The sequence below is a fragment of the Pseudomonas sp. A014 genome (assembly GCF_052378495.1).
GTDB lineage: Bacteria > Pseudomonadota > Gammaproteobacteria > Pseudomonadales > Pseudomonadaceae > Aquipseudomonas > Aquipseudomonas machongensis.
Genome location: NZ_CP199001.1, coordinates 2545700 through 2564142, shown reverse-complemented (window position 1 = coordinate 2564142; position 18443 = coordinate 2545700). Strand labels below are relative to the sequence as shown.

The 18443-nt window shown below is 59.9% G+C and carries 18 protein-coding genes and 2 pseudogenes; 13 read left to right on the top strand and 7 right to left on the bottom strand.

From position 1 onward, the window contains the following. Positions 1-91 precede the first annotated feature (91 nt). The gene (locus ACTYOL_RS11735; protein WP_063544696.1) at positions 92-1114 is read right to left on the bottom strand and encodes a zinc-dependent alcohol dehydrogenase family protein; all 1023 of its coding nucleotides are present in this window, start codon (positions 1112-1114) and stop codon (positions 92-94) included. 209 nt (positions 1115-1323) lie between these two features. On the opposite strand from ACTYOL_RS11735, the gene ACTYOL_RS11730 reads away from it, so the two are divergent. Further along, positions 1324-2238 (top strand): LysR family transcriptional regulator, encoded by a 915-nt coding sequence (locus ACTYOL_RS11730; RefSeq protein ID WP_054893748.1) that lies wholly within the window; start codon positions 1324-1326, stop codon positions 2236-2238. 547 nt (positions 2239-2785) lie between these two features. Here ACTYOL_RS11730 and ACTYOL_RS11725 read toward each other — a convergent pair. The 3 genes and pseudogenes from ACTYOL_RS11725 to ACTYOL_RS11715 form a co-directional block, all read right to left on the bottom strand. Continuing rightward, a pseudogene (locus ACTYOL_RS11725) lies at positions 2786-3537 on the bottom strand (gamma-glutamyl-gamma-aminobutyrate hydrolase family protein). Positions 3538-3591: 54 nt separating this feature from the next. Beyond that, positions 3592-3834 carry a hypothetical protein gene (locus tag ACTYOL_RS11720; RefSeq protein ID WP_112898119.1) on the bottom strand — a complete coding sequence of 81 codons (243 nt, stop codon included), beginning with the start codon at positions 3832-3834 and terminating at the stop codon, positions 3592-3594. A 21-nt stretch (positions 3835-3855) separates the two neighbouring features. Next, complete coding sequence (locus ACTYOL_RS11715; protein ID WP_197889595.1) at positions 3856-4065, bottom strand: hypothetical protein; 210 nt, start codon at positions 4063-4065, stop codon at positions 3856-3858. 524 nt (positions 4066-4589) lie between these two features. Between ACTYOL_RS11715 and ACTYOL_RS11710 the strand changes: the two genes are divergently transcribed. The 4 genes and pseudogenes from ACTYOL_RS11710 to ACTYOL_RS11695 form a co-directional block, all read left to right on the top strand. Further along, positions 4590-5099 (top strand): ferritin-like domain-containing protein, encoded by a 510-nt coding sequence (locus ACTYOL_RS11710; protein ID WP_200602557.1) that lies wholly within the window; start codon positions 4590-4592, stop codon positions 5097-5099. 559 nt (positions 5100-5658) lie between these two features. Then, positions 5659-6993: an acetamidase/formamidase family protein gene (locus ACTYOL_RS11705; protein ID WP_197889719.1), complete on the top strand. Its 1335-nt coding sequence runs from the start codon at positions 5659-5661 to the stop codon at positions 6991-6993. Positions 6994-7275: 282 nt separating this feature from the next. Next, positions 7276-7707: a RidA family protein gene (locus ACTYOL_RS11700; protein ID WP_444758150.1), complete on the top strand. Its 432-nt coding sequence runs from the start codon at positions 7276-7278 to the stop codon at positions 7705-7707. A gap of 52 nt (positions 7708-7759) precedes the next feature. After that, positions 7760-7858 (top strand): annotated as a pseudogene (locus tag ACTYOL_RS11695) (transposase); the annotation flags it as partial. 117 nt (positions 7859-7975) lie between these two features. Here the strand turns inward: ACTYOL_RS11695 and ACTYOL_RS11690 are convergent. After that, a complete protein-coding gene (locus ACTYOL_RS11690; protein ID WP_200602559.1) occupies positions 7976-8725 on the bottom strand; it encodes a creatininase family protein in 750 nt (249 codons plus the stop codon). Between the two features lie 406 nt (positions 8726-9131). On the opposite strand from ACTYOL_RS11690, the gene ACTYOL_RS11685 reads away from it, so the two are divergent. After that, the gene (locus ACTYOL_RS11685) at positions 9132-9872 is read left to right on the top strand and encodes a response regulator (RefSeq protein WP_151924531.1); all 741 of its coding nucleotides are present in this window, start codon (positions 9132-9134) and stop codon (positions 9870-9872) included. Then, a complete protein-coding gene (locus tag ACTYOL_RS11680; protein WP_197889593.1) occupies positions 9869-11206 on the top strand; it encodes a sensor histidine kinase in 1338 nt (445 codons plus the stop codon). The genes ACTYOL_RS11685 and ACTYOL_RS11680 overlap by 4 nt, the downstream gene beginning before the upstream one ends. Positions 11207-11214: 8 nt before the next feature. Here the strand turns inward: ACTYOL_RS11680 and ACTYOL_RS11675 are convergent, their stop codons facing one another. Then, positions 11215-12030, bottom strand: coding sequence for an AraC family transcriptional regulator (locus ACTYOL_RS11675; protein ID WP_197889592.1), 816 nt, complete (start codon positions 12028-12030; stop codon positions 11215-11217). A gap of 104 nt (positions 12031-12134) precedes the next feature. Here ACTYOL_RS11675 and ACTYOL_RS11670 point away from each other — a divergent pair, with 104 nt between their 5' ends. From ACTYOL_RS11670 to ACTYOL_RS11655, 4 genes are all read left to right on the top strand, one after another. Beyond that, positions 12135-13346: an MFS transporter gene (locus ACTYOL_RS11670; RefSeq protein WP_444757966.1), complete on the top strand. Its 1212-nt coding sequence runs from the start codon at positions 12135-12137 to the stop codon at positions 13344-13346. Positions 13347-13654: 308 nt separating this feature from the next. Then, positions 13655-14797, top strand: coding sequence for a PAS domain-containing sensor histidine kinase (locus ACTYOL_RS11665; protein WP_153774675.1), 1143 nt, complete (start codon positions 13655-13657; stop codon positions 14795-14797). Beyond that, positions 14794-15165, top strand: coding sequence for a response regulator transcription factor (locus ACTYOL_RS11660; protein WP_444757965.1), 372 nt, complete (start codon positions 14794-14796; stop codon positions 15163-15165). Before ACTYOL_RS11665 ends, ACTYOL_RS11660 begins: the two co-directional genes overlap by 4 nt. A gap of 26 nt (positions 15166-15191) precedes the next feature. Next, complete coding sequence (locus ACTYOL_RS11655; RefSeq protein ID WP_444757964.1) at positions 15192-15851, top strand: response regulator transcription factor; 660 nt, start codon at positions 15192-15194, stop codon at positions 15849-15851. A 90-nt stretch (positions 15852-15941) separates the two neighbouring features. On the opposite strand, the gene ACTYOL_RS11650 is transcribed toward ACTYOL_RS11655, so the two are convergent. Next, entirely contained in the window at positions 15942-16205 is a 264-nt protein-coding gene (locus tag ACTYOL_RS11650) for a DUF2790 domain-containing protein (protein WP_112898108.1), read from the bottom strand. A 454-nt stretch (positions 16206-16659) separates the two neighbouring features. Between ACTYOL_RS11650 and hxsD the strand changes: the two genes are divergently transcribed. Further along, entirely contained in the window at positions 16660-16959 is a 300-nt protein-coding gene (gene hxsD, locus ACTYOL_RS11645) for a His-Xaa-Ser system protein HxsD (protein WP_444757963.1), read from the top strand. Beyond that, positions 16956-18443, top strand: coding sequence for a His-Xaa-Ser system radical SAM maturase HxsB (gene hxsB / locus ACTYOL_RS11640; RefSeq protein ID WP_200602565.1), 1488 nt, complete (start codon positions 16956-16958; stop codon positions 18441-18443). The genes hxsD and hxsB overlap by 4 nt, the downstream gene beginning before the upstream one ends.

Genomic DNA, 18443 nt, shown 5'->3' with positions numbered 1-18443 from the left:
ATTACGTCGGATAGTTATTAATTTTTTGTAGGAAATATCAGAAAAAAACCGGGCCTAAGCCCGGTTTTTTAAGCAACTCGACGCGCTGGAATCACGCAGATCCCATGTCCAGCACAATCCGCCCACCACATGGGCATTCATCCATCAGGCGATGGGCCTCGACAACCTGCTCGAACGGGTAGACCTTGATGATCTGCGGCGTCAGCAGCTTGTCGGCGGTGAACTGGTTGATGTCTCGCAACGCCCGCTGCAGCGCGACCTGGTCCTGGGCAATACCCAGCTCCGGCTTGCCGGTGAAGTTGCCAATGCAGTGCACGTAGAACTGGATGTTCTTCTGGAATGCCGCACAAGCCGGGAATGGCGTCTGGTTACCACCCTGCAGGCCGTACAGCACCAGGCTGCCACGCGGCGCAAGCACATCGCCGAGCAGCGACATCTGCGGCCCACCCATGCCGTCCAGGACCATGTCCACACCGCGGCCATCGGTGTATTTGCCGATCTGCATCAGCAGGTCCTGCTCCTCGGTGACGATCACCTTGTCAGCCCCCAGGCCCAGCAGGTATTCACGCTGCTCCGGCTCCTTGGTGGCGGCGAACACCTTCAGGCCCAAGGCCTTGCCCAACTGCACGAAGGCGGGCCCTGCGCAATGGCTGGCATCGGTAACCAGCGCCGTCTGCCCAGCCTTGGCCCGCGCCAGGTCGACGTAGGCGAAGTAGGCGATCAGCAGCGGTGTGTAATGCACACTGGCCTCGACCGGGGTGAGGTGCTCGGGATAGCGGGTAATGGCCGTGCGGGGGAGCACGATCACATCCCCATAGACCGGATGCTCATTGGGGCTGGTCGCCGGGAAACTGGCGACACGGTCGCCCACGACGATATCGTCGACACCCTCCCCGACCTGCGTGACCACCCCGGCCATTTCGTGACCGATCCCTGCCGGCAGGCGCGCCTGCGACGGTGCCAGGTTCTGGCGCCAGAGCACGTCATACCAGCTCAGGCCGATGGCCTCGACGCGCACTTGCACCTCGCCCGCTGCGGGAGACGGCTCGGCCTGCTCCTCGCAACGGAGCACATCGGCCGGGCCGAACTTGTGGAAACGGATCATGCGGGACATCGCATACCTCGCCTTTGTGAACCTCGTATTACCACGGACTTTATCCGGGCTTTGCACGTTAGACCATCAGTGGCCGTTAATAGTCGACATGCCTGTCATTGATTGGGCTACGGGCAAATCGCTGCATTGGCACCCGTAAACCCGTGCAGGGTAACAGCCTTTGGCCTTAATATTCACCCCGACCCACCTGAGCAAGGCGAAACGCACCGATGAATCGTAACGACCTGCGCCGCGTAGACCTCAACCTGCTGATCGTGTTCGAGACGCTCATGCATGAGCGCAGCGTAACCCGTGCAGCCGAAAAACTGTTTCTCGGCCAGCCGGCGATCAGTGCGGCACTGTCACGTCTGCGCAACCTGTTCGACGATCCACTGTTCGTCCGTACCGGGCGCAGCATGGAGCCCTCGGCTCGCGCCCACGAGATCTTCGCCCTGCTCTCACCGGCCCTGGATTCGATCTCCACCGCCGTCAGCCGCGCCGCTGACTTCGACCCAGCCACCAGCACCTCGGTATTTCGCATCGGTCTGTCGGACGACGCCGAGTTCGCCTTGCTGCCGCAGTTGCTCAAGCGCATCCGCGCCGAAGCGCCGGGCATCGTCCTGGTGGTACGGCGGGTCAACTATTTGCTGATGCCGACGCTGCTCGCCTCTGGGGAGATTTCGGTGGGTGTGAGCTATACCGCCGACCTCCCGGCCAACGCCAAGCGTAAGGTGCTGCGGCGCAGCAAGCCGAAACTGCTGCGCGCCGACAGCGTACCGGGCAACATCACCCTCGACGACTTCTGCGCCCGTCCGCATGCGCTGGTCTCGTTCGCCGGCGACCTCTCCGGCTTCATCGACGAAACCCTCGAGGAAATCGGTCGCAAGCGTCATGTGGTGCTGGCCGTGCCGCAGTTCAACGGCCTCGGCACCCTGCTCGCCGGCACCGACATCATCGCCACGGTACCGGACTATGCAGCAGAAACCCTCACCGCCGCCGGCGGCCTGCGCGCCGAAGACCTGCCATTGGATGTGCGTACCTTCGAACTGCACATGGCCTGGCGCGGAGCGCAGGACAACGACCCGGCGGAGCGGTGGTTACGGTCGCGGATACAGATGTTCTTCGGCGACCCTGACAGCCTCTAGAGGACAATGTCACCGTGCATGCGCTTCGTGCTCTTCTGGGCCGTTGCCAAAAACATCTGGTGATGTACTCGTGCAGAGAGGTGACAGAACCGCTCACCAAACAAGCCATTGAGGCCATGCGTAAGTATCACTAGCGGGGCCAGGAGTTCTACCAAAGCCAGGGTGGGCATTGATCGGCTTCGATGCCGCCCGTTGGTTGACGTGCCGCGAGCCGCCAGGCTGTGGCCTTCTGAAGCCGAAAAAAAGGCCCGCAGCGAGGCGGGCCGAAGACCTGATGTGGAGAGTCGAACCAACTCTACAACTGTTCTGACGAACGCAATCATCAATGGTTTTGCATATCCGTGTCCCCCTCCGACGGGCGGATAACTCTTGATTGCCGCGGCATGGGTTGCGCTGGCGCGCTAACCGTCCCTTAGTCGGCCAAATGCTGCAGTCTGATGAAAGTGGGGGGCAGAGGCAGATGCTGAAGCCCCCAGTAGAAGATCTCCTCCCAGCGTTGCTGGCATTGCAAGATGCCCGTCCAGATTAAAGACCGATCAGATGGAGACTACCTGAGCCGTTGCGCAGCTCGAGCTCGGCAAGCGGCTCCAAACGCCTCGAAAATCGCGCGATATTGCGGATAGAACATCACCTGCCACTCCGGATGCCACTGCACCCCAAGGGCGAATGAGCGACTGTCTTCCACCGACAACGCTTCGACGAGGCCATCCATTGCCACAGCCTCAATACGCAAACCTTCACCGACCCGTTCTATACCTTGCCCATGTACCGAGTTGACTTCGATCACCTCGGGAAACCCCAACCCATGTAACACCCCACCTGATCGTACCGTGAGCCTGTGAGCAGGCGCGTACTGGTCTTCAATAGGTTCGTTGCTTGGGGGCTCATGCTCTACCCCAGGTTGATGGAGCTGCTGGACGAGCGTCCCGCCGAACGCCACATTCATCTCCTGAAAACCCCGGCACACGCCTAGCACTGGCAGCCCTTCTTTTATTGCCGCACGCCAAAGCGGTAGTGTGAGGTGATCACGAGCAGCATCTTTTTTTGTACCAGGCGGGCTCGGGGGCCATCGTAATGGTGAGGCTCGATATTGGACGGCGAGCCGGTGAAGAACAGCCCATCCAGTCCATCGATCATGTCTGCGATGTTCAGCAACTCTGGAAACATCGGCAAAATCAACGGTAATCCATTGGCAGCAGTGGCTACTGCCCGGGCATTCTTGTCGTCATTCAGTTGCACTGCATGTGGGCCGACCTTATAACTACAGGCCGTCACCTCGATTATTGGCAGCCGTGACATCTTCTGCCCCTAGTCATGTCTCCTGTCGGTGCAGCCGGTGCGCATGGCTGCACTCTAGTAATCAGCACCGGCAATGGCTTTGAGAAAGGCCCTGTCTGCGAGCTTGCGCAGGTCTCGCCATTCGTGCCAGTCCACCAATCCAAGGCGGTCCATCTCATCGGCTTGACGCAGCAGTTCTTCATGATGGGTACTGGGGCAATCACGTCTTTGCTCCACGTCGTCGTAACGCAGAAACCACCTATTGATCGCAACGAGTCGGCGCTCTTCCTGGTCTATCTGTCCGCTGATCGCGTTCATGCTGATAACCCGTCAGGGTTGCTAGTAGTGTCCTGGCGATGTGCCGGGCTTGTGGTCATGCACGACACGCTGAACTTGCACATCGGTGAACGATGACGCTTCGTTACGATGCAAACCCTGCAAATACTCGTGCGCAGCCTCGCGAGTAAGGCCCTCCTGGTGACTGCGGAACTCGCAGGTGTCCGGTTGGTTGTCGAAGATGTAGCTGATCAAGTACAGGTAGTTGGCCATCTTGAGGATCCCACGGCAAAGATAGAGTGAGACGCGAATCTACTGGGTTGAGCCTGACACAGTGGCATCCGTTCACCCCGATTGACGATTGGCGTATCCGCAACGGTTCCATGGGCCGTACGTCCGTGGTCATTAGAGCTATGGTTTTCAGCCCCCCGACGGCGACTCGGTCCGCAGCTTCATGGCTTCAAGTACCGAGCGATCGGGAGCTGACAGCTCTACCGAAGCAGGGCCGTCACCACCATCAACGGATTTTCGACGTACTCCCACGCCTCCCCTTAATTCCAAGGGGCCCGCCGTCTGGTCCACCCGACATATTGAAATACTTATTGGTGGATAGGCGTGTTGAAGAAAGAATTGGGTGCAAAGCGCAATCAAAAACGAACGGAACACGCGAGAAAGTTCAGATCGGCTACGCAAATAAGCCCACCCAAATAGTTTGCGCGCCAAACCATTCGTCAGGCCACTTGAACACGTGCTGGCGACAGAAATTCTCAATTACTCTGGCATAACGGAGAACTATCATGACTCAGCCTACCGAGAACCTTCTTGATTGGTTGCGCGACGCCCATGCAATGGAACAGCAAGCGGAAAAAATGCTTAAAGCACAAGCGGAACGGCTGGAGCATTACCCAAAATTGCGCGGGCGTATTGTTCAACACATCGCCGAAACCGAGGGGCAACAGCGATTGCTAGTTGAGTGCATTGAACGGTTGGGAGGAAGCACCTCAACCCTGAAAGATCTGGCAGGAAAGCTTATGGCGTTTGGACAGGCTGTGGGCGGCATGACGATGAGCGATGAAGTGGTCAAGGGCGCGATGTCCGGTTACGTATTTGAAAATCTAGAGATCGCTTCTTACACCGTGCTTATTGAAGCGGCTAACTTCTCCGGTGATGAGCTGACCGCAGAAGCCTGCCGGTCGATTTTGAAAGAAGAGATCGCCATGGCTGACTGGTTAAGGGAGCACCTACCCGAAATAACTCGAGCGTTCCTTAGCCGCTCGGCTACACCCGGGGAGGAAGCGAAACGGTGAGCAGCGCTCACGGCCGCATGCTCATGCGTGCGGCCCAACACACCAATTAAAGGGCCGAAGATGAGAAGCTCAAAGAGGATATGGCGCCGGCTTGAGCATAGTTAAAAAGTCATGCGAAATTGCACACTGGTAATGCAACATAAATAATTAAGCTCCCAATTAGATGCCTGCATTACCGCCCGTTTGATTATTACCGGTGCGAGGCCAAGGGCAGAAAAGCTCCGAGCATGTTCAGCACTCCTTGAATATACAAAGACTGGCACTGCCAAGCCGCAGTCCTGTAGCGACCATGCTCGCTCCTGCAGCCGTGTGTGTTCCCGTTGCAGGATCGTGAATTAAGTTTTGTTTGGCAGAGAAGTACCGCGGCCCGACGCGACGAGATCTTCTGTCGCGTGTATCGCAATGTATCCACGCAGCCCTCCGATACAGTCCCCGTAATTTCCCAGCTTCCCCGAACACAAAGTAGATACAAAGCTGCGCTGAACTATGCAGGCTGTTTGACCCTTCTCGGGCTGCCTCAGCCGGCAGCCGTTCGCGCCTGATTCCCAAGGGGACCACAATGACAACGCCTGTTCCTGATTCCACCCTAAATGTCACGCCGGTCGACCGCCTACGGGTCGATCAATACACCCATGGAATCATCGGGCCGAGCCTGGCTATGCTCGGCCCGCTGGCTGATGGCGGTACCCTGATCACCGGCACTCCGCCGGGCTGCTGGGGACCGATGATCACCCCGGACTTCGAGGGCGGCCATGAGGTGACGCAACCGGTGGCCATTGACGGCGCTGAAATCGGCGATGCCGTGGCGATCAAGATCAAAACCATGCGCGTCACCTCCCTGGCCACGTCGTCCGGGGTCATGTCGTTCGTCGAGGGTCGCTACAATGGTGATCCGTTCGTTTCCAAGTTCTGCGCCAATTGCGGCACCGAACACCCAGCCAGCCATGTCGAAGGCATCGGCGAAGACTCGATTCGCTGTAACCACTGCGGCGCCGAAGTCAGTGCGTTCCGCTTCAGCCATGGTTACGTTATCGTGTTCGATGCGCAGAATCAGGTCAGCCTGACGGTCAATCAGGACATCGCCAATCGACTGGCCGGCAAGGCGTCTGAAATGTCAGCACTGCCGGAATTCGCCGCCCAGCATTCGATCCTGTCCCTAGCCCGCGCCGATATCCCTGGTGTCGCCGCGCACATGCGGCCGTTTCTCGGCAATATTGGCACCCTGCCGTCGCGAGACTTGCCCGATTCCCATAACTGTGCGGATTTCGGCCAGTACCTGATCAGCGCCCCGCACCGTTTCGGTATGACAAGAGAAGAGCTGCACGCGGCCAAGACCGATGGCCACATGGACACCAACTCGGTCCGCGAGGGTTGTGTGCTGATCTGCCCGGTGAAAGTGCCGGGCGCCGGGGTGTACATGGGCGACATGCACGCCCAGCAGGGCAACGGTGAAATTGCTGGGCATGCCACCGATTGCTCCGGGGAAACCGAAGTGGTGGTGGAGGTGGTGAAGAACCTGACGCTGGAAGGTCCGATCCTCCTGCAAAACATCGATGATCTGCCGCCGATGGCGCGGCCGATGAATGCCCGTCAGCGCGCTGATGTCCGTGCGCTGAGCGAGCACTGGGGCCAGCAGGAAATCGAGCAGAGCGGTCCGATCACCTTCATAGGCAGCGGCGAAAATCTCAACCTGGCTGTGGAAAACGGCCTGCAGCGCGCCGCTAATGTCACCGGCCTGCCGTATGACGAAATACTTAATCGCGCGACCATCACCGGCTCCATCGACATCAGCCGCCTGCCCGGTACGGTGCGCGTGACTTTTCTGTGCCCCATGAGCGTGTTGGAACGCATGGGCATCGCTCATCTGGTGCGTGAGAAATACGATTTGGCGTAATGGCCTGGTCCGAGGCCGAGCCGTCAGCGCCCGGTGATACCGATTCATTGCTGGAGCGTCCGTTGAAGGTATCGCCCCAAGGCCTGCCCTTTGGCATAAAGCGTGTCTGATCGGCCCGGTGACACACAGACTTACCAGGCAGATCAAAATCGAAATCAACTGGATACGCTAGTGAAATTGGCTGGCGCCCTACCCTAATATTCAGAGGTTGCTGCCATGATCATTCGCTCGAAACTCAAGACCGCACGCATCCCCACCGGCTGGATATCAGCTCTCGCCTTGATCGCACTCCATTCCCAGTTTTCAGCGGCTGCGACTTCACCTGGCGGCGATGCGGTCGTGACAACCACAAACGCGCCAGCCGCCATAGGGCCCTATTCACAAGCGATTCGCGCTGGAGATACGCTGTATCTTTCAGGGCAACTGCCAATTGACCCGGCTACCGGAAGCCTGCCTATAGATGACACTATCGAATCACAGACTCGGCAATCACTGGAAAACATCAAATCCATTCTTGCAGCCGACGGGCTGAAGATGAGCGACATCGTGTCCACCACCGTCTACCTCACGGACCTGGAAGATTTTGGCAAAATGAACGAGGTGTATGGCACCTATTTTTCAACTGCCTATCCCGCCAGGGTCACTGTTGGAATCACACGCCTGCCGAAAGGGGCGAAGGTCGAGATCGCATCGGTTGCAAGCCGACATGAATAATCCAAGGCCGAGCCAAGGAGCTCGACCTTCACCTCTTTAGCTGTCTAACTGTCAAGGCTACAGCCATGCCGAAGCGGCCCGTTCGCAAGGCTTGTTCGAGTCGGCACTGCGCCGATGGGTTAATCAGCTTCAGCAGGAGCGCGGCGGCGTTCTTTGCCGAGTTGGGCACAATGTCGATAGCCTGGTAAGGACGGTCATCACACTGGGTCTGGCCCCCTGGTTCAGCCAGCCCAGCACCGAAGACCTCGGAGAATGTTACGGGATCATTTCACGCCGGTGTGGGTTCGTTGGTGAACTGGTCCACGATCTTCACCAACCCCTGAACAGCCATCATCACCAACTGCCGGCCCTTTTCCGGCGACGCCTGGCCTGGGTCAGACCCCATTCGCCCGTCCGGGTGGCGCGCGCGAAAATCCAGCGCCTCGCGGATGGGACCCCAGTTGGCGATCTGGGGTGCATAGTCGGCTGTCTTGATACACGCTGGGTATGCCCATTGGGTCACGGCAATTTCCGACGGCGTGGCATGGATGCCATGCCCGGTCGGGAACTGTTCCTTGACTAGCGCTTCCACCCCGTCCAGATCCCACCAGTTGCACAGCTTCAAAGCAAACCCTGCCGGCCGGCGGGCAAAGCTGGCCTCGGTGTAGATTTCCGAAAACGCAGCCTCGATCGAGGCCACGTTGCCGCCATGGCCATTGAGAAAGAGGATTTTCTCGAAGCCATGCACCGCCAGCGAGCGGATCCAGTCGGTGATAGCGGCAATGAAGGTCGATGGTCTGAGCGAGATCGTGCCGGGGAAACCGAGATGGTGCTGGGCCATACCGATGTTGAAGGTCGGGGCGATAAGGATGTCGGCCGTCTTCTGCGCCTCAAAAGCGATGATTTCCGGGCACATCCAGTCGGTACCCAACAGTCCCATCGGCCCATGCTGCTCGTTGGAGCCGATCGGGATGACGATGGTTCGGCTGCGCTGTAGGTATCGTTCGGTTTCAACCCAGGTCGATTGATGTAGGAGCATCTTGGTTTTCTCTTGGGAAAGGTGGTTGACCGGTTACGCCTGCCCAGTGATAGCACCCTCACACCTGGCCCGACAGCATACGAAGGTATCGATGCCGCTCCCGCAATCCGCGGCTAATAACAGCTAACAGCAAATAACGGGCAGTCCGCTGCCTGGCGCCTCACGCTGGAGGCCAGAGTACGGATCACGAGAATTACCCAAGCTGAGTGTCGAAAAATTTCTGTACAGCGCGCCCCCAACTCTGCTGGTGCAGGCGGCCAACCGGAATTGCCCCTCCCCCAAGGCGACACGGGACAACATTACCGTGACGCTGAGCCTTGCACCGACACCTTGATGCAATAGCGCAACACTCAAGCAACCGCTAGAAGTGCGTGCCTCAAGGTTCAAGACGCAAAAGGTAGCGCAGATGGAACATGTGGATCACATCCTGATCGTAGATGACGATCGCGAGATCAGGGAGCTGGTGGGCAACTACCTGCGCAAGAACGGCCTGCGCGCCACCGTCATGGCCGACGGCAGGCAGATGCGCAACTTTCTGGAGTCAAACCGTGTCGACTTTATCGTGCTTGACATCATGATGCCTGGCGACGATGGCCTGGTGCTCTGCCGCGAACTGCGTGCCGGCAAGCACAAGGCAACGCCAGTGCTGCTGCTGACCGCGCGCAACGAAGAGGCCGACCGCATCGTCGGCCTTGAGATGGGCGCGGACGATTACTTGGTCAAGCCTTTCGCCGCCCGCGAACTGCTGGCGCGCATCAACGCGATACTGCGTCGCACGCGCATGCTGCCACCCAATCTGATCGTCAGCGAGGCCAACCGGTTGCTGGCGTTTGGCGCCTGGCGGCTGGACACTACGGCGCGTCACCTGCTCGACAGCGAGGACACCATCGTGGCCTTGAGCGGCGCGGAATACCGCCTGTTGCGGGTATTCGTCGACCACCCACAGCGGGTGCTGAGCCGCGACCAGTTACTCAATCTGACCCAAGGCCGTGACGCCGACCTGTTCGACCGCTCGATCGACCTGCTGGTCAGCCGCCTGCGCCAGCGCCTGGGCGATGACGCCCGCGACCCGGCCTATGTGAAGACCGTGCGCAGCGAGGGCTATGTGTTCTCCTACGCTGTGCAGATCCTGGGGGAACCCGCATGAAGCCTACGCGCTGGCCACGCACCCTGGCCTCCCGACTGTCGCTGATCTTCCTGGTCAGCCTGGTGATCGCTCACGGTCTGTCTTTCGGCCTGCAGTTCTATGAGCGCTACCAAAGCGCCAAAACCCTGATGCTGGGCAACCTGGAGCAGGACCTGACCACCACCGTGGCCATGCTCGAACGCCTACCAGCCGAAGAGCGCCAGGCGTGGCTGCCGCGTTTCGTACACCCCAACTATCGTTACCAGCTGGATGAGGGCCTACCCGGCAAGCCTCTGGACATGGCGTCGTCGCCCGAATTCGTGCGATCCATGGAGGCGACCCTGGGCCGCGAGTACACCTTGAACTATATCCAGCTGGAAGACCTGCGCCCTCACTATCAGGCCCACTTGCGCTTGCACGACGGCAGCCCCTTGACCATCGATGTGCGACCTTCAATTTCACCGCTCTCAGCCTGGCTGCCGCTGGTGCTGGTCGGCCAGTTGCTACTGCTGCTGGGCTGTACTTGGCTGGCGGTGCGCACGGCCATTCGCCCGCTGACGCACCTGTCCAAAGCCGTCGACAGCCTCGACCCAAACGGCGCCGGCACGCGCCTGGATGAGTCGGGCCCGGTGGAGGTCGCCTACGCCGCTGTCGCCTTCAACACTCTGCAGGCACGCATTGCCGCCCATGTGAAGGAGCGCATGCAACTGTTGGCGGCCATCTCACATGACCTGCAAACGCCCATCACGCGCATGAAGCTGCGCGCCGAGCTGATGGACGATTCGCCCGAAAAAGACAAGCTGTGGAGCGACCTGAGTGAAATGCAGCATCTGGTCCAAGAGGGCGTGGCCTACGCCCGCAGCATGGACAGCTCGACCGAAGTAAGCCGCCGCATCGATGTGCAGGCTTTCCTGGAAAGCCTGGTGTTCGATTACCTCGACACCGGCAAGCACATCAACCTGGACATGGCTTGCGAGGCTGTACTCGACACCCGCCCCCATGCCCTGCGCCGGCTGCTGGTGAATCTGCTGGACAACGCCCTGAAATATGCTTCAGACGTCGAGATCGCGGTAACGAGACCCGGCGCTGGGAGCCTGTCCATCGAGATTCTTGACCGTGGCCCCGGCATTCCCGAGGAGTTGCTGGCCGAAGTGCTCAAGCCTTTCTATCGCCTGGAGAGCTCACGCAACCGCGACACAGGCGGAACCGGGCTCGGTCTGGCCATTTCCCAGCAACTGGCGATATCGCTGCAAGGCACGCTGCTATTGCGCAACCGTGAGGGCGGTGGGTTGTGCGCTCAGTTGAGCCTCCCTGCCCTCGTTACCGAGCAGGTCAGAGCGTTGACCAACATCTGAGACCGTCTTCAGCGCGCAGCCATGAACGCACTGGGCGAATCACCCATCACCCGACGGAACATGCTGCTGAACGCGCTGACGCTGGAATAACCGAGCGCCTTCGCAACGACGCTGATCGCCTCGCCATTGTCGAGCCGGTCCAGGGCGCTGGCCAAACGTACCTGCTGTACCCAGTTGCGGAATGTCATGCCGGTCTGTTTGAGGAACAGACGGATCAGCGTGCGCGAGCTGGCTCCGACCTTGTCCGCCCAGTATTCGATGGTACGGGCATGCCCTGGTGCCTCAAGGATCGCATTACAGATCAGCAACAAGCGTCGATCGGCCGGCCAGGGAATCTGCAGCGGCAAGGTCCGGGCAGACTCCAGTTCACTGAGGATCAGCGCGACCACGTGAGCATTACGCCCCTCCAGCTCATATTCGATGGGTTGGCTGGCCAGTATCAGGATCAGCTCGCGCAACAGCGTGGAAACCTCTAGCACCCGGCAGCGTTCACCGTAGCGGGCGGCGAGATCGGCCTGGATGTAGATAGAGCGCATGCTGACCGCGCCCAGCATCAGCTGGTCATGCACCACGCCCGCCGGGATCCACAGGGCGCGCCTGGGTGGCAAAAACCATAGCCCGTCGTCCGTCGCCACGCGCATGACACCATGAGTGGCGTAGAGCAATTGGCCGTGGCGGTGGGTATGCGGTGCGTTGTAGGCGCCGGCGGGCTGGTTGCGCAACAGCGCCGTCATCGGCAGCGCGACGTCCTGATAGTCGCGATAGTCCTCACTACGCCCACACAACGCATCGGTGTCGTCGCGCGCCCGTGCTTCTTTGTTCATCTCATACCCTTTGAGGTTGTCACTTGGCCGATACATTTTGGCACTTATCATCGCCAATGCCTCGTTACGATCCTTTGCAACCACCCGATACAAGGCGCGTCAACATGGCATCCGACAAACATCATCTACGGGCCATCATCGGTCTGCTGGTGCTTTCCCTGGCACTGCGCCCGGCGATCGTCTCCATCGGCCCGATCCTGCTGCCGATCCAGCAGCACTTCGGCCTGAGCTTCACCCAGGCAGCCTTGCTAACCGCCATCCCGGACGTGTGCATGGGCCTCATGGCCTTGCTGGCACCCAGCCTGGCCCGACGTCACGGCACCGATCGCTGCGTGGTTGCCGCACTGGTTCTGCTCGGCGCCGCCGGCCTGCTGCGAGCGTTGGCCGGCACCACGATGCTGCTGTTGTTCAGCACCTTCCTGGTCAGTGTCGGCATCGCCATCGCCGGAGCGCTGATCGGTGGCTGGATCAAAACACACTTTCCCCAGCGTCCGGCATTGTTCATGGGTATTTACGCCGCCGGCCTGAGCGTCGGGGCCAGCCTGTCAGCAGTCCTGACCGCGCCCATTACGGCGCTTGCGCAAAGCTGGCGCGTAGGCAGCGGGATTTGGAGCATGCTGTGCGTGAGCGCGGTGCTTAGCTGGCTGTGGATGGGCAGGCGCGGCGTAAGCACTCCGATAGTCGCACCGCTCGACAACCAGCCGACCAGGTTGCCCTGGGCCGAGCCGCAGGCCTGGCGGGTAGCGCTGCACTTCGGCGCCAGTCAGTTCGTGGTCTATGCGCTGTTCGCCTGGCTGGCGCCGGCGTCCAGTGAACGGGCGCTGACATCCCTGCCTCCCGGCATTCTGCTCGGCCTGTTCACTGCGGTGTTTGCCGTAGCGAGCATTGTCGCCGGAGTGGTTCCCGGTAACCCCGAGGACCGCCGCGGTGTGCTGGCGGTGTCGACCTTGCTTGCCCTGGCCGGCGCTGCCGGCATGGCTTTCGCCCCTGCCGCAGCGCCGACGCTGTATGTGCTGCTGGTCGCTACCGGTCTGGGCATGGGTTTCACCGTGGGCATGACGCTGCCACTGGACCATGCGCAAACACCTGCGCAGGCCAGCGCCTGGACCGTTTTCATGCTGTTCATCGGCTATCTGATCGCCGCACTGGGGCCCATCTGCTTCGGCGCCCTGCGCGATTACACCGGCAACCATGACCTTGGGTTCGAGCTGCTGTTTGCCGTGCTCGTCTTGATGCTGTGCCTGACCACGGCGCTCAAACCGGCCCGCTCAAGCGCAGAAAGATTGAATCAGCTAACAGAAGCTGACAGGGCATAACGGGTAGTCGCCGGCATCGGCCCTCACTCTGGGAACTCGCCACTCTGTGCGCTGGCAAGCAGTGGCATCGACCTGTTACTTGCCATCGGACGACTGTGCGAAATTCTGTCGCCCAGCGTGGCCTGCTTGCTACTCGAGGCCCAGTGGACATCACAGATCTGCTCAATCTGTACACCGCCGGCCTGCTGCTGGCGTCCCTGCTGGTCTGGTGCAGCTACCGGTCGCGCAGTGACACCCAGGTAACTATCGGCACATTTCCCGCCGCAGTGCACGCTCACTCGGCGGCGCACGCAACACAGAGAACCGCCATGCCCAACGAACCAGACCTAAGCCACCTAATCAATGCCGTGCCCGGCTTCGTCTGGAGCGCCGACGGCAATGGCGAGGTCAATTTCATCAACCAGCGCTGGTGCGATTACACCGGCATGTCGCAAGAGCAGGCACGTGGCCAAGGCTGGACCGCATCGCTGCACCCGGACGACGCCGGAGGACTGCAGCAGTACTGGGTGGCCTTGATGCAGGCCGGCACGCCAGGTGAATACGAAGCTCGGCTACGGCGCCACGACGGTGCCTTTCGCTGGTTCCTGATCCGCGCCGTGCCGCAACGTGATGACACCGGAGCAGTGGTGTGCTGGTACGGCGAAAACACCGATATCGAAGACCGCAAGCAGGCTGAAGAAGCGCTGGACAAAGTCCGATCGGAAATGGCCCACCTGGCACGGGTAGCAAGCCTCGGCGCGCTCACGGCCTCCATTGCTCATGAGGTCAATCAGCCGCTGGCAGGCATTGTCACTAACGCCAGCACCTGCCTGCGCATGCTCGGTGCCACCCCACCCAACGTCGATGGCGCGATGGAGACCGCGCGGCGCACCATTCGTGACGGCAACCGTGCTGCGGATGTGATCAAGCGCCTGCGCGCCTTGTTCGCCAGGCAAAGCGTGATGACCGAAGCAGTCGATGTAAACGAGGCGGCGCACGAAGTCATCACACTGCTGCTCGGCGAGCTACGGCGCAACGGCATTGCGCTACAGGTGCAGTTTGCCAAGGGGCTGCCAGCGGTCATGGGGGACCGCGTGCAACTGCAGCAGGTGATCCTCAACCTGATCATCAACGCCATCGAAGCCATGCGCAAAGCGGCCGGCACCGCACGGCAGCTGCTGGTGACCACGGTTCTGGACGGCCAACATGGCGTGCACCTGGCTGTACGCGACAACGGCAGCGGTTTCGACCACCAGGCCATGGAGCGCCTGTTTGAGACGTTCTACACCACCAAGGAATCCGGGATGGGAATCGGCCTATCCATCAGCCGCTCGATCATCGAACGCCACAATGGGGAGCTCTGGGCCACACTCAATGATGGCCCGGGGGCAACCTTTCACTGTGCCATTCCGTTGCCGACAGCCAGCAGCGAAGCAACAGCCGACGGTGTCACCAAGGAGGTTAACGGATGAAAGGGCCCTTGCTCGTAGCGGTGGTCGATGACGACGAGTCGGTCCGCGAGTCGCTGCCCGACCTGCTTAGAGAGTTCGGGTTCGCGGTAGAAGCATTCGCCTCGGCCCAGTCTTTCCTGAGCGCGTCTGGCCTGCAGCAGATCCGCTGTCTGATCCTGGATGTGCTGATGCCCGGCATGTCAGGCCCGGATCTGCTCCAGGCCCTGCAAGCCTGCGGCCACGCCATGCCGGTGATCCTCGTCACCGCCAACACCGATGCTTGCCGGGACCCGCGCCTGCAGGGCGCCGGCGTGATCGACTGCCTGGCCAAGCCTTTTAGCGAGGCACAACTGCTCAAGGCACTGAGTGCCGCGTTGCCGGTTGGTTGATCAAGGAATTCAAAGGAACTGACCGGATGATCGCCCGCCCCCTCACAGCCCCCGTGACGGCCACTGCAACGCCTGTGGTGTATGTCGTGGACGACGATATTTCCGTGCGCGAGTCGCTGGAACCGCTGATCCGCTTCGCCGACTGGCAGCCGCAGCTGTTCGCCTGTGCCCAGACCTTTCTCGCTCACCCCCGGGAGGTCGTGCCCAGTTGCCTGGTGCTGGATATCAATCTGCCGGGCCTGAACGGCTTGGACTTGCAGGCCAACCTGACCGGCGCGAAGCCGACCATGCCGATCATTTTCATCACCGGCTACGGCGATATTCCAGGCACGGTTCGCGCCATGAAGGCCGGCGCGCTGGAGTTCCTGACCAAGCCGTTCGACGCTGACATTCTGCTCGCGGCCATCAGCGCCGCGCTGGAAAAAAGCCGCAGCGCGCTGGAGCGCGAAGAGCACCTGCACGACCTTCGCATGCGCCATGCGTCATTGACCCCTCGCGAGCGGGAGATCATGAACCGGGTGGTGGCTGGCTGCATGAACAAGGTCATCGCCGCGGACCTCGACATCAGCGAAATCACGGTGAAGGCCCACCGCGGCAAGGTCACCCGCAAGATGAAAGCACGTTCGGTGGCTGAGCTGGTGCGCATGGCGTCACAGCTGACGGGGCCCACTGCTGACGAGCAGTGAGCCCCGCGCCTGCGTGGCAGGCGTTGGTGGTTCCGGGTTTACCAATTCATGGCGGCGCTCCCTGTAGACGGATCGAGTCGGTTGTTGATTTCAGTTTTCACCGATGCAGTTGCTGGAAAGGGTACGGTAGTTCATCACTTGGGTCTGATTGTGCGAGTCGAGGTAGGTCAGCCGGGCATTGACCGGTCCGCAGGTCGGCGCGTGATCCTGGCTGGTCGACACCACCTTCTTGATATCCAGCTGAGTGCCGTAGGTGTAGTTGCGCACGTTGTCGGCCGCTTCTGCGCGGGCAGCCAGGGTGCAGACATTCAGTGCGGCGAACAGGCAGGCGGCGTAGACGGTTTTGCGGTTCATGGTCGGGTTCTCCAGGCTTCAATGGGCTGTTCGTTTGAACCGAGGCGTTGCTGCTTCGCTTCGATGGAGCCCATTTAAAGCCGGCAAAGTACCTGGCCTGTGTCACGAACCCGGATTAATCGATCACAAGGTATCAACGCCGCCTGCCAATACGCTGTGATACAAACCCGCTGACACTGCTCGATCTAAAAAAAACGAATCTGTCGAGCAGACTGGGGGCGTCCAGTCACCCCAAACCCCAGGTAGCGGAAGATCTCGCTAAGCGCTCATCCATACGGGCGCGCTTGCCCAGAACCATGAGCCCTAACCCCACCCCGTATTGATGCCGAAGTCTCGATGAACGCGCAATCCACCACCCTGAACAAATTTGCAATGTAAAAAAATAATGATGGCATAAAGCCTCTTCAATCGGCAAAATCCACACGTCCCCAAAGGATTTGAAGGAGCGGTTCCGATGACATGGCCAGTCACGCTGAAACTCGACAGCGCAGCGTACCCGCTCAGCGTGGCGCAACGTGCAGCTTATTCCCTGTCCGACACTGTCACGATCCAGGTCGGTATTGAAGCCAATCAGATAAGCCTCACAGCCCATCCTGCTGAAGTGAGACTCACGCTGTCCCCGGAGCGGGCTCACTCGCTGATCCTCCAGCATCTGAACGACTTCGCGTTACGCGACCATATCAACCGCGAAACAGCAGGGTTGCGCGAAGCCTTGGTCCGAGCCGCCTTCGTTGGATGTGGGATTTCGCAGTGACACTGATCGCGACAGACGCCAAGCAATACCGCTTGCTGCCTTTTCGATTCATGCGCATGAATACGGGACATGATCGTGACATCCTGCTCACCTCCGATACCGGTGAGTACATGCACGTGAACGACGCGCAATTACGAGCCCTCAGTTACTTCGACGTTCCAGCAGGTACGTCTTTATATAAGGACCTGCTGGCCCGCCACTTCATCTATGAACCAGGCCGCCACGATCCGCTCCCGGAAATGGCCGCGCAGTATCGCAGCCGCAAGGACTTCCTCTTCCAGGGCCCTGCACTGCACTTGTTCGTGGTTACATTGCGCTGCAACCACACCTGCCAGTACTGCCAGGTGTCGCGTGCCCCTGTGGGAGGAACCGGTCACGACCTGTCGGAAGCGGATGCACAAGCGGCGGTCGATCGCCTGTTCGAATCGAATGCTCCCGCCCTGACTGTGGAGTTTCAAGGTGGCGAACCGCTTTTAGCCTTCGAGCGCGTCCGCCAGATTGTCGAATGCGTCGTTGAACGGAACGTGGTCGAAAAACGGGATATCCAGTTCGTCATCACCACCACGCTGCACCACCTGACGGAAGAGATACTCGACTTCGCAGAACAGCATCGCATCCAGTTTTCGACCTCGCTCGACGGGCCAGCGCCCCTGCACAATGCCAACCGCCCTACTCCGTCACGAGACTCCTACGAACGCACTGTAAAAGGCATCCAGTGGGTCCGTGAGCGCCTAGGCCATGATGCGGTTTCCGCGCTGACCACGCTGACTTCAAGAAGCCTCGAACAACCTGAAGCGATCATTGATGAGTATGTTAGTCAGGGCTTCTCCAGCATTTCGCTTCGGCCTCTGAGCCCTTATGGGTTTGCCATCAAGAGTGCCCATCGACTTGATTATCCTATTGAGCAGTACCTGGCCTTTTACAAGAAAGCACTGGCCTATTTGCTGCACATCAATCAACAGGGCGTATACCTCTCTGAGAGTTATACGAGTCTGTTACTGAAGAATATCTTGACCCCTTTCTCCTCCGGCTATGTAGACCTGCGCTCCCCTACTGGCGCTGGTACTGCCGCGCTGGTTTACAACTATGACGGTTACGTCTATCCCTCGGACGAAGCCCGAATGTTGCTGGAAATGGGAGAGGACGGCTTGAGGCTTGGCACCGTCCAACAACCCTTGTCTGAATTGCTCGCATCGCCCGTTATGAATGCGTTGCTCGCCAGTGGTGTTGCAGAGGCGCTGCCTGGCTGCTCCGATTGCGCACTTGTCCCATACTGTGGTGCTGACCCCATCGAACACTATGCCCGCCAAGCTGACCCGATCGGGCACAGAGTGTTCAGCAACTTCTGCAAGAAGAACATGGGGCTGCTGAAGCATCTTTTCGGCCTGCTTTGCGATGGCGACGACACCGTGCAGAGGGTGCTGCTGTCTTGGCTAAACAGGCGCTCTTACAACGATGTCCGGTTCCCGGGTTACAGGGGCTGA

Excerpts from the sequence above, each read along its gene's own strand:
- ACTYOL_RS11735 (WP_063544696.1), bottom strand. The coding sequence starts at position 1,114 with ATGTCCCGCATGATCCGTTTCCACAAGTTCGGCCCGGCCGATGTGCTC.
- ACTYOL_RS11705 (WP_197889719.1), top strand. The coding sequence starts at position 5,659 with ATGACAACGCCTGTTCCTGATTCCACCCTAAATGTCACGCCGGTCGAC.
- ACTYOL_RS11720 (WP_112898119.1), bottom strand. The coding sequence starts at position 3,834 with ATGAACGCGATCAGCGGACAGATAGACCAGGAAGAGCGCCGACTCGTT.
- hxsD (WP_444757963.1), top strand. The coding sequence starts at position 16,660 with ATGACATGGCCAGTCACGCTGAAACTCGACAGCGCAGCGTACCCGCTC.
- ACTYOL_RS11685 (WP_151924531.1), top strand. The coding sequence starts at position 9,132 with ATGGAACATGTGGATCACATCCTGATCGTAGATGACGATCGCGAGATC.
- ACTYOL_RS11710 (WP_200602557.1), top strand. The coding sequence starts at position 4,590 with ATGACTCAGCCTACCGAGAACCTTCTTGATTGGTTGCGCGACGCCCAT.
- ACTYOL_RS11655 (WP_444757964.1), top strand. The coding sequence starts at position 15,192 with ATGATCGCCCGCCCCCTCACAGCCCCCGTGACGGCCACTGCAACGCCT.
- ACTYOL_RS11730 (WP_054893748.1), top strand. The coding sequence starts at position 1,324 with ATGAATCGTAACGACCTGCGCCGCGTAGACCTCAACCTGCTGATCGTG.
- ACTYOL_RS11675 (WP_197889592.1), bottom strand. The coding sequence starts at position 12,030 with ATGAACAAAGAAGCACGGGCGCGCGACGACACCGATGCGTTGTGTGGG.
- ACTYOL_RS11680 (WP_197889593.1), top strand. The coding sequence starts at position 9,869 with ATGAAGCCTACGCGCTGGCCACGCACCCTGGCCTCCCGACTGTCGCTG.
- ACTYOL_RS11670 (WP_444757966.1), top strand. The coding sequence starts at position 12,135 with ATGGCATCCGACAAACATCATCTACGGGCCATCATCGGTCTGCTGGTG.
- ACTYOL_RS11690 (WP_200602559.1), bottom strand. The coding sequence starts at position 8,725 with ATGCTCCTACATCAATCGACCTGGGTTGAAACCGAACGATACCTACAG.
- ACTYOL_RS11650 (WP_112898108.1), bottom strand. The coding sequence starts at position 16,205 with ATGAACCGCAAAACCGTCTACGCCGCCTGCCTGTTCGCCGCACTGAAT.
- ACTYOL_RS11715 (WP_197889595.1), bottom strand. The coding sequence starts at position 4,065 with ATGGCCAACTACCTGTACTTGATCAGCTACATCTTCGACAACCAACCG.
- ACTYOL_RS11665 (WP_153774675.1), top strand. The coding sequence starts at position 13,655 with ATGCCCAACGAACCAGACCTAAGCCACCTAATCAATGCCGTGCCCGGC.
- ACTYOL_RS11660 (WP_444757965.1), top strand. The coding sequence starts at position 14,794 with ATGAAAGGGCCCTTGCTCGTAGCGGTGGTCGATGACGACGAGTCGGTC.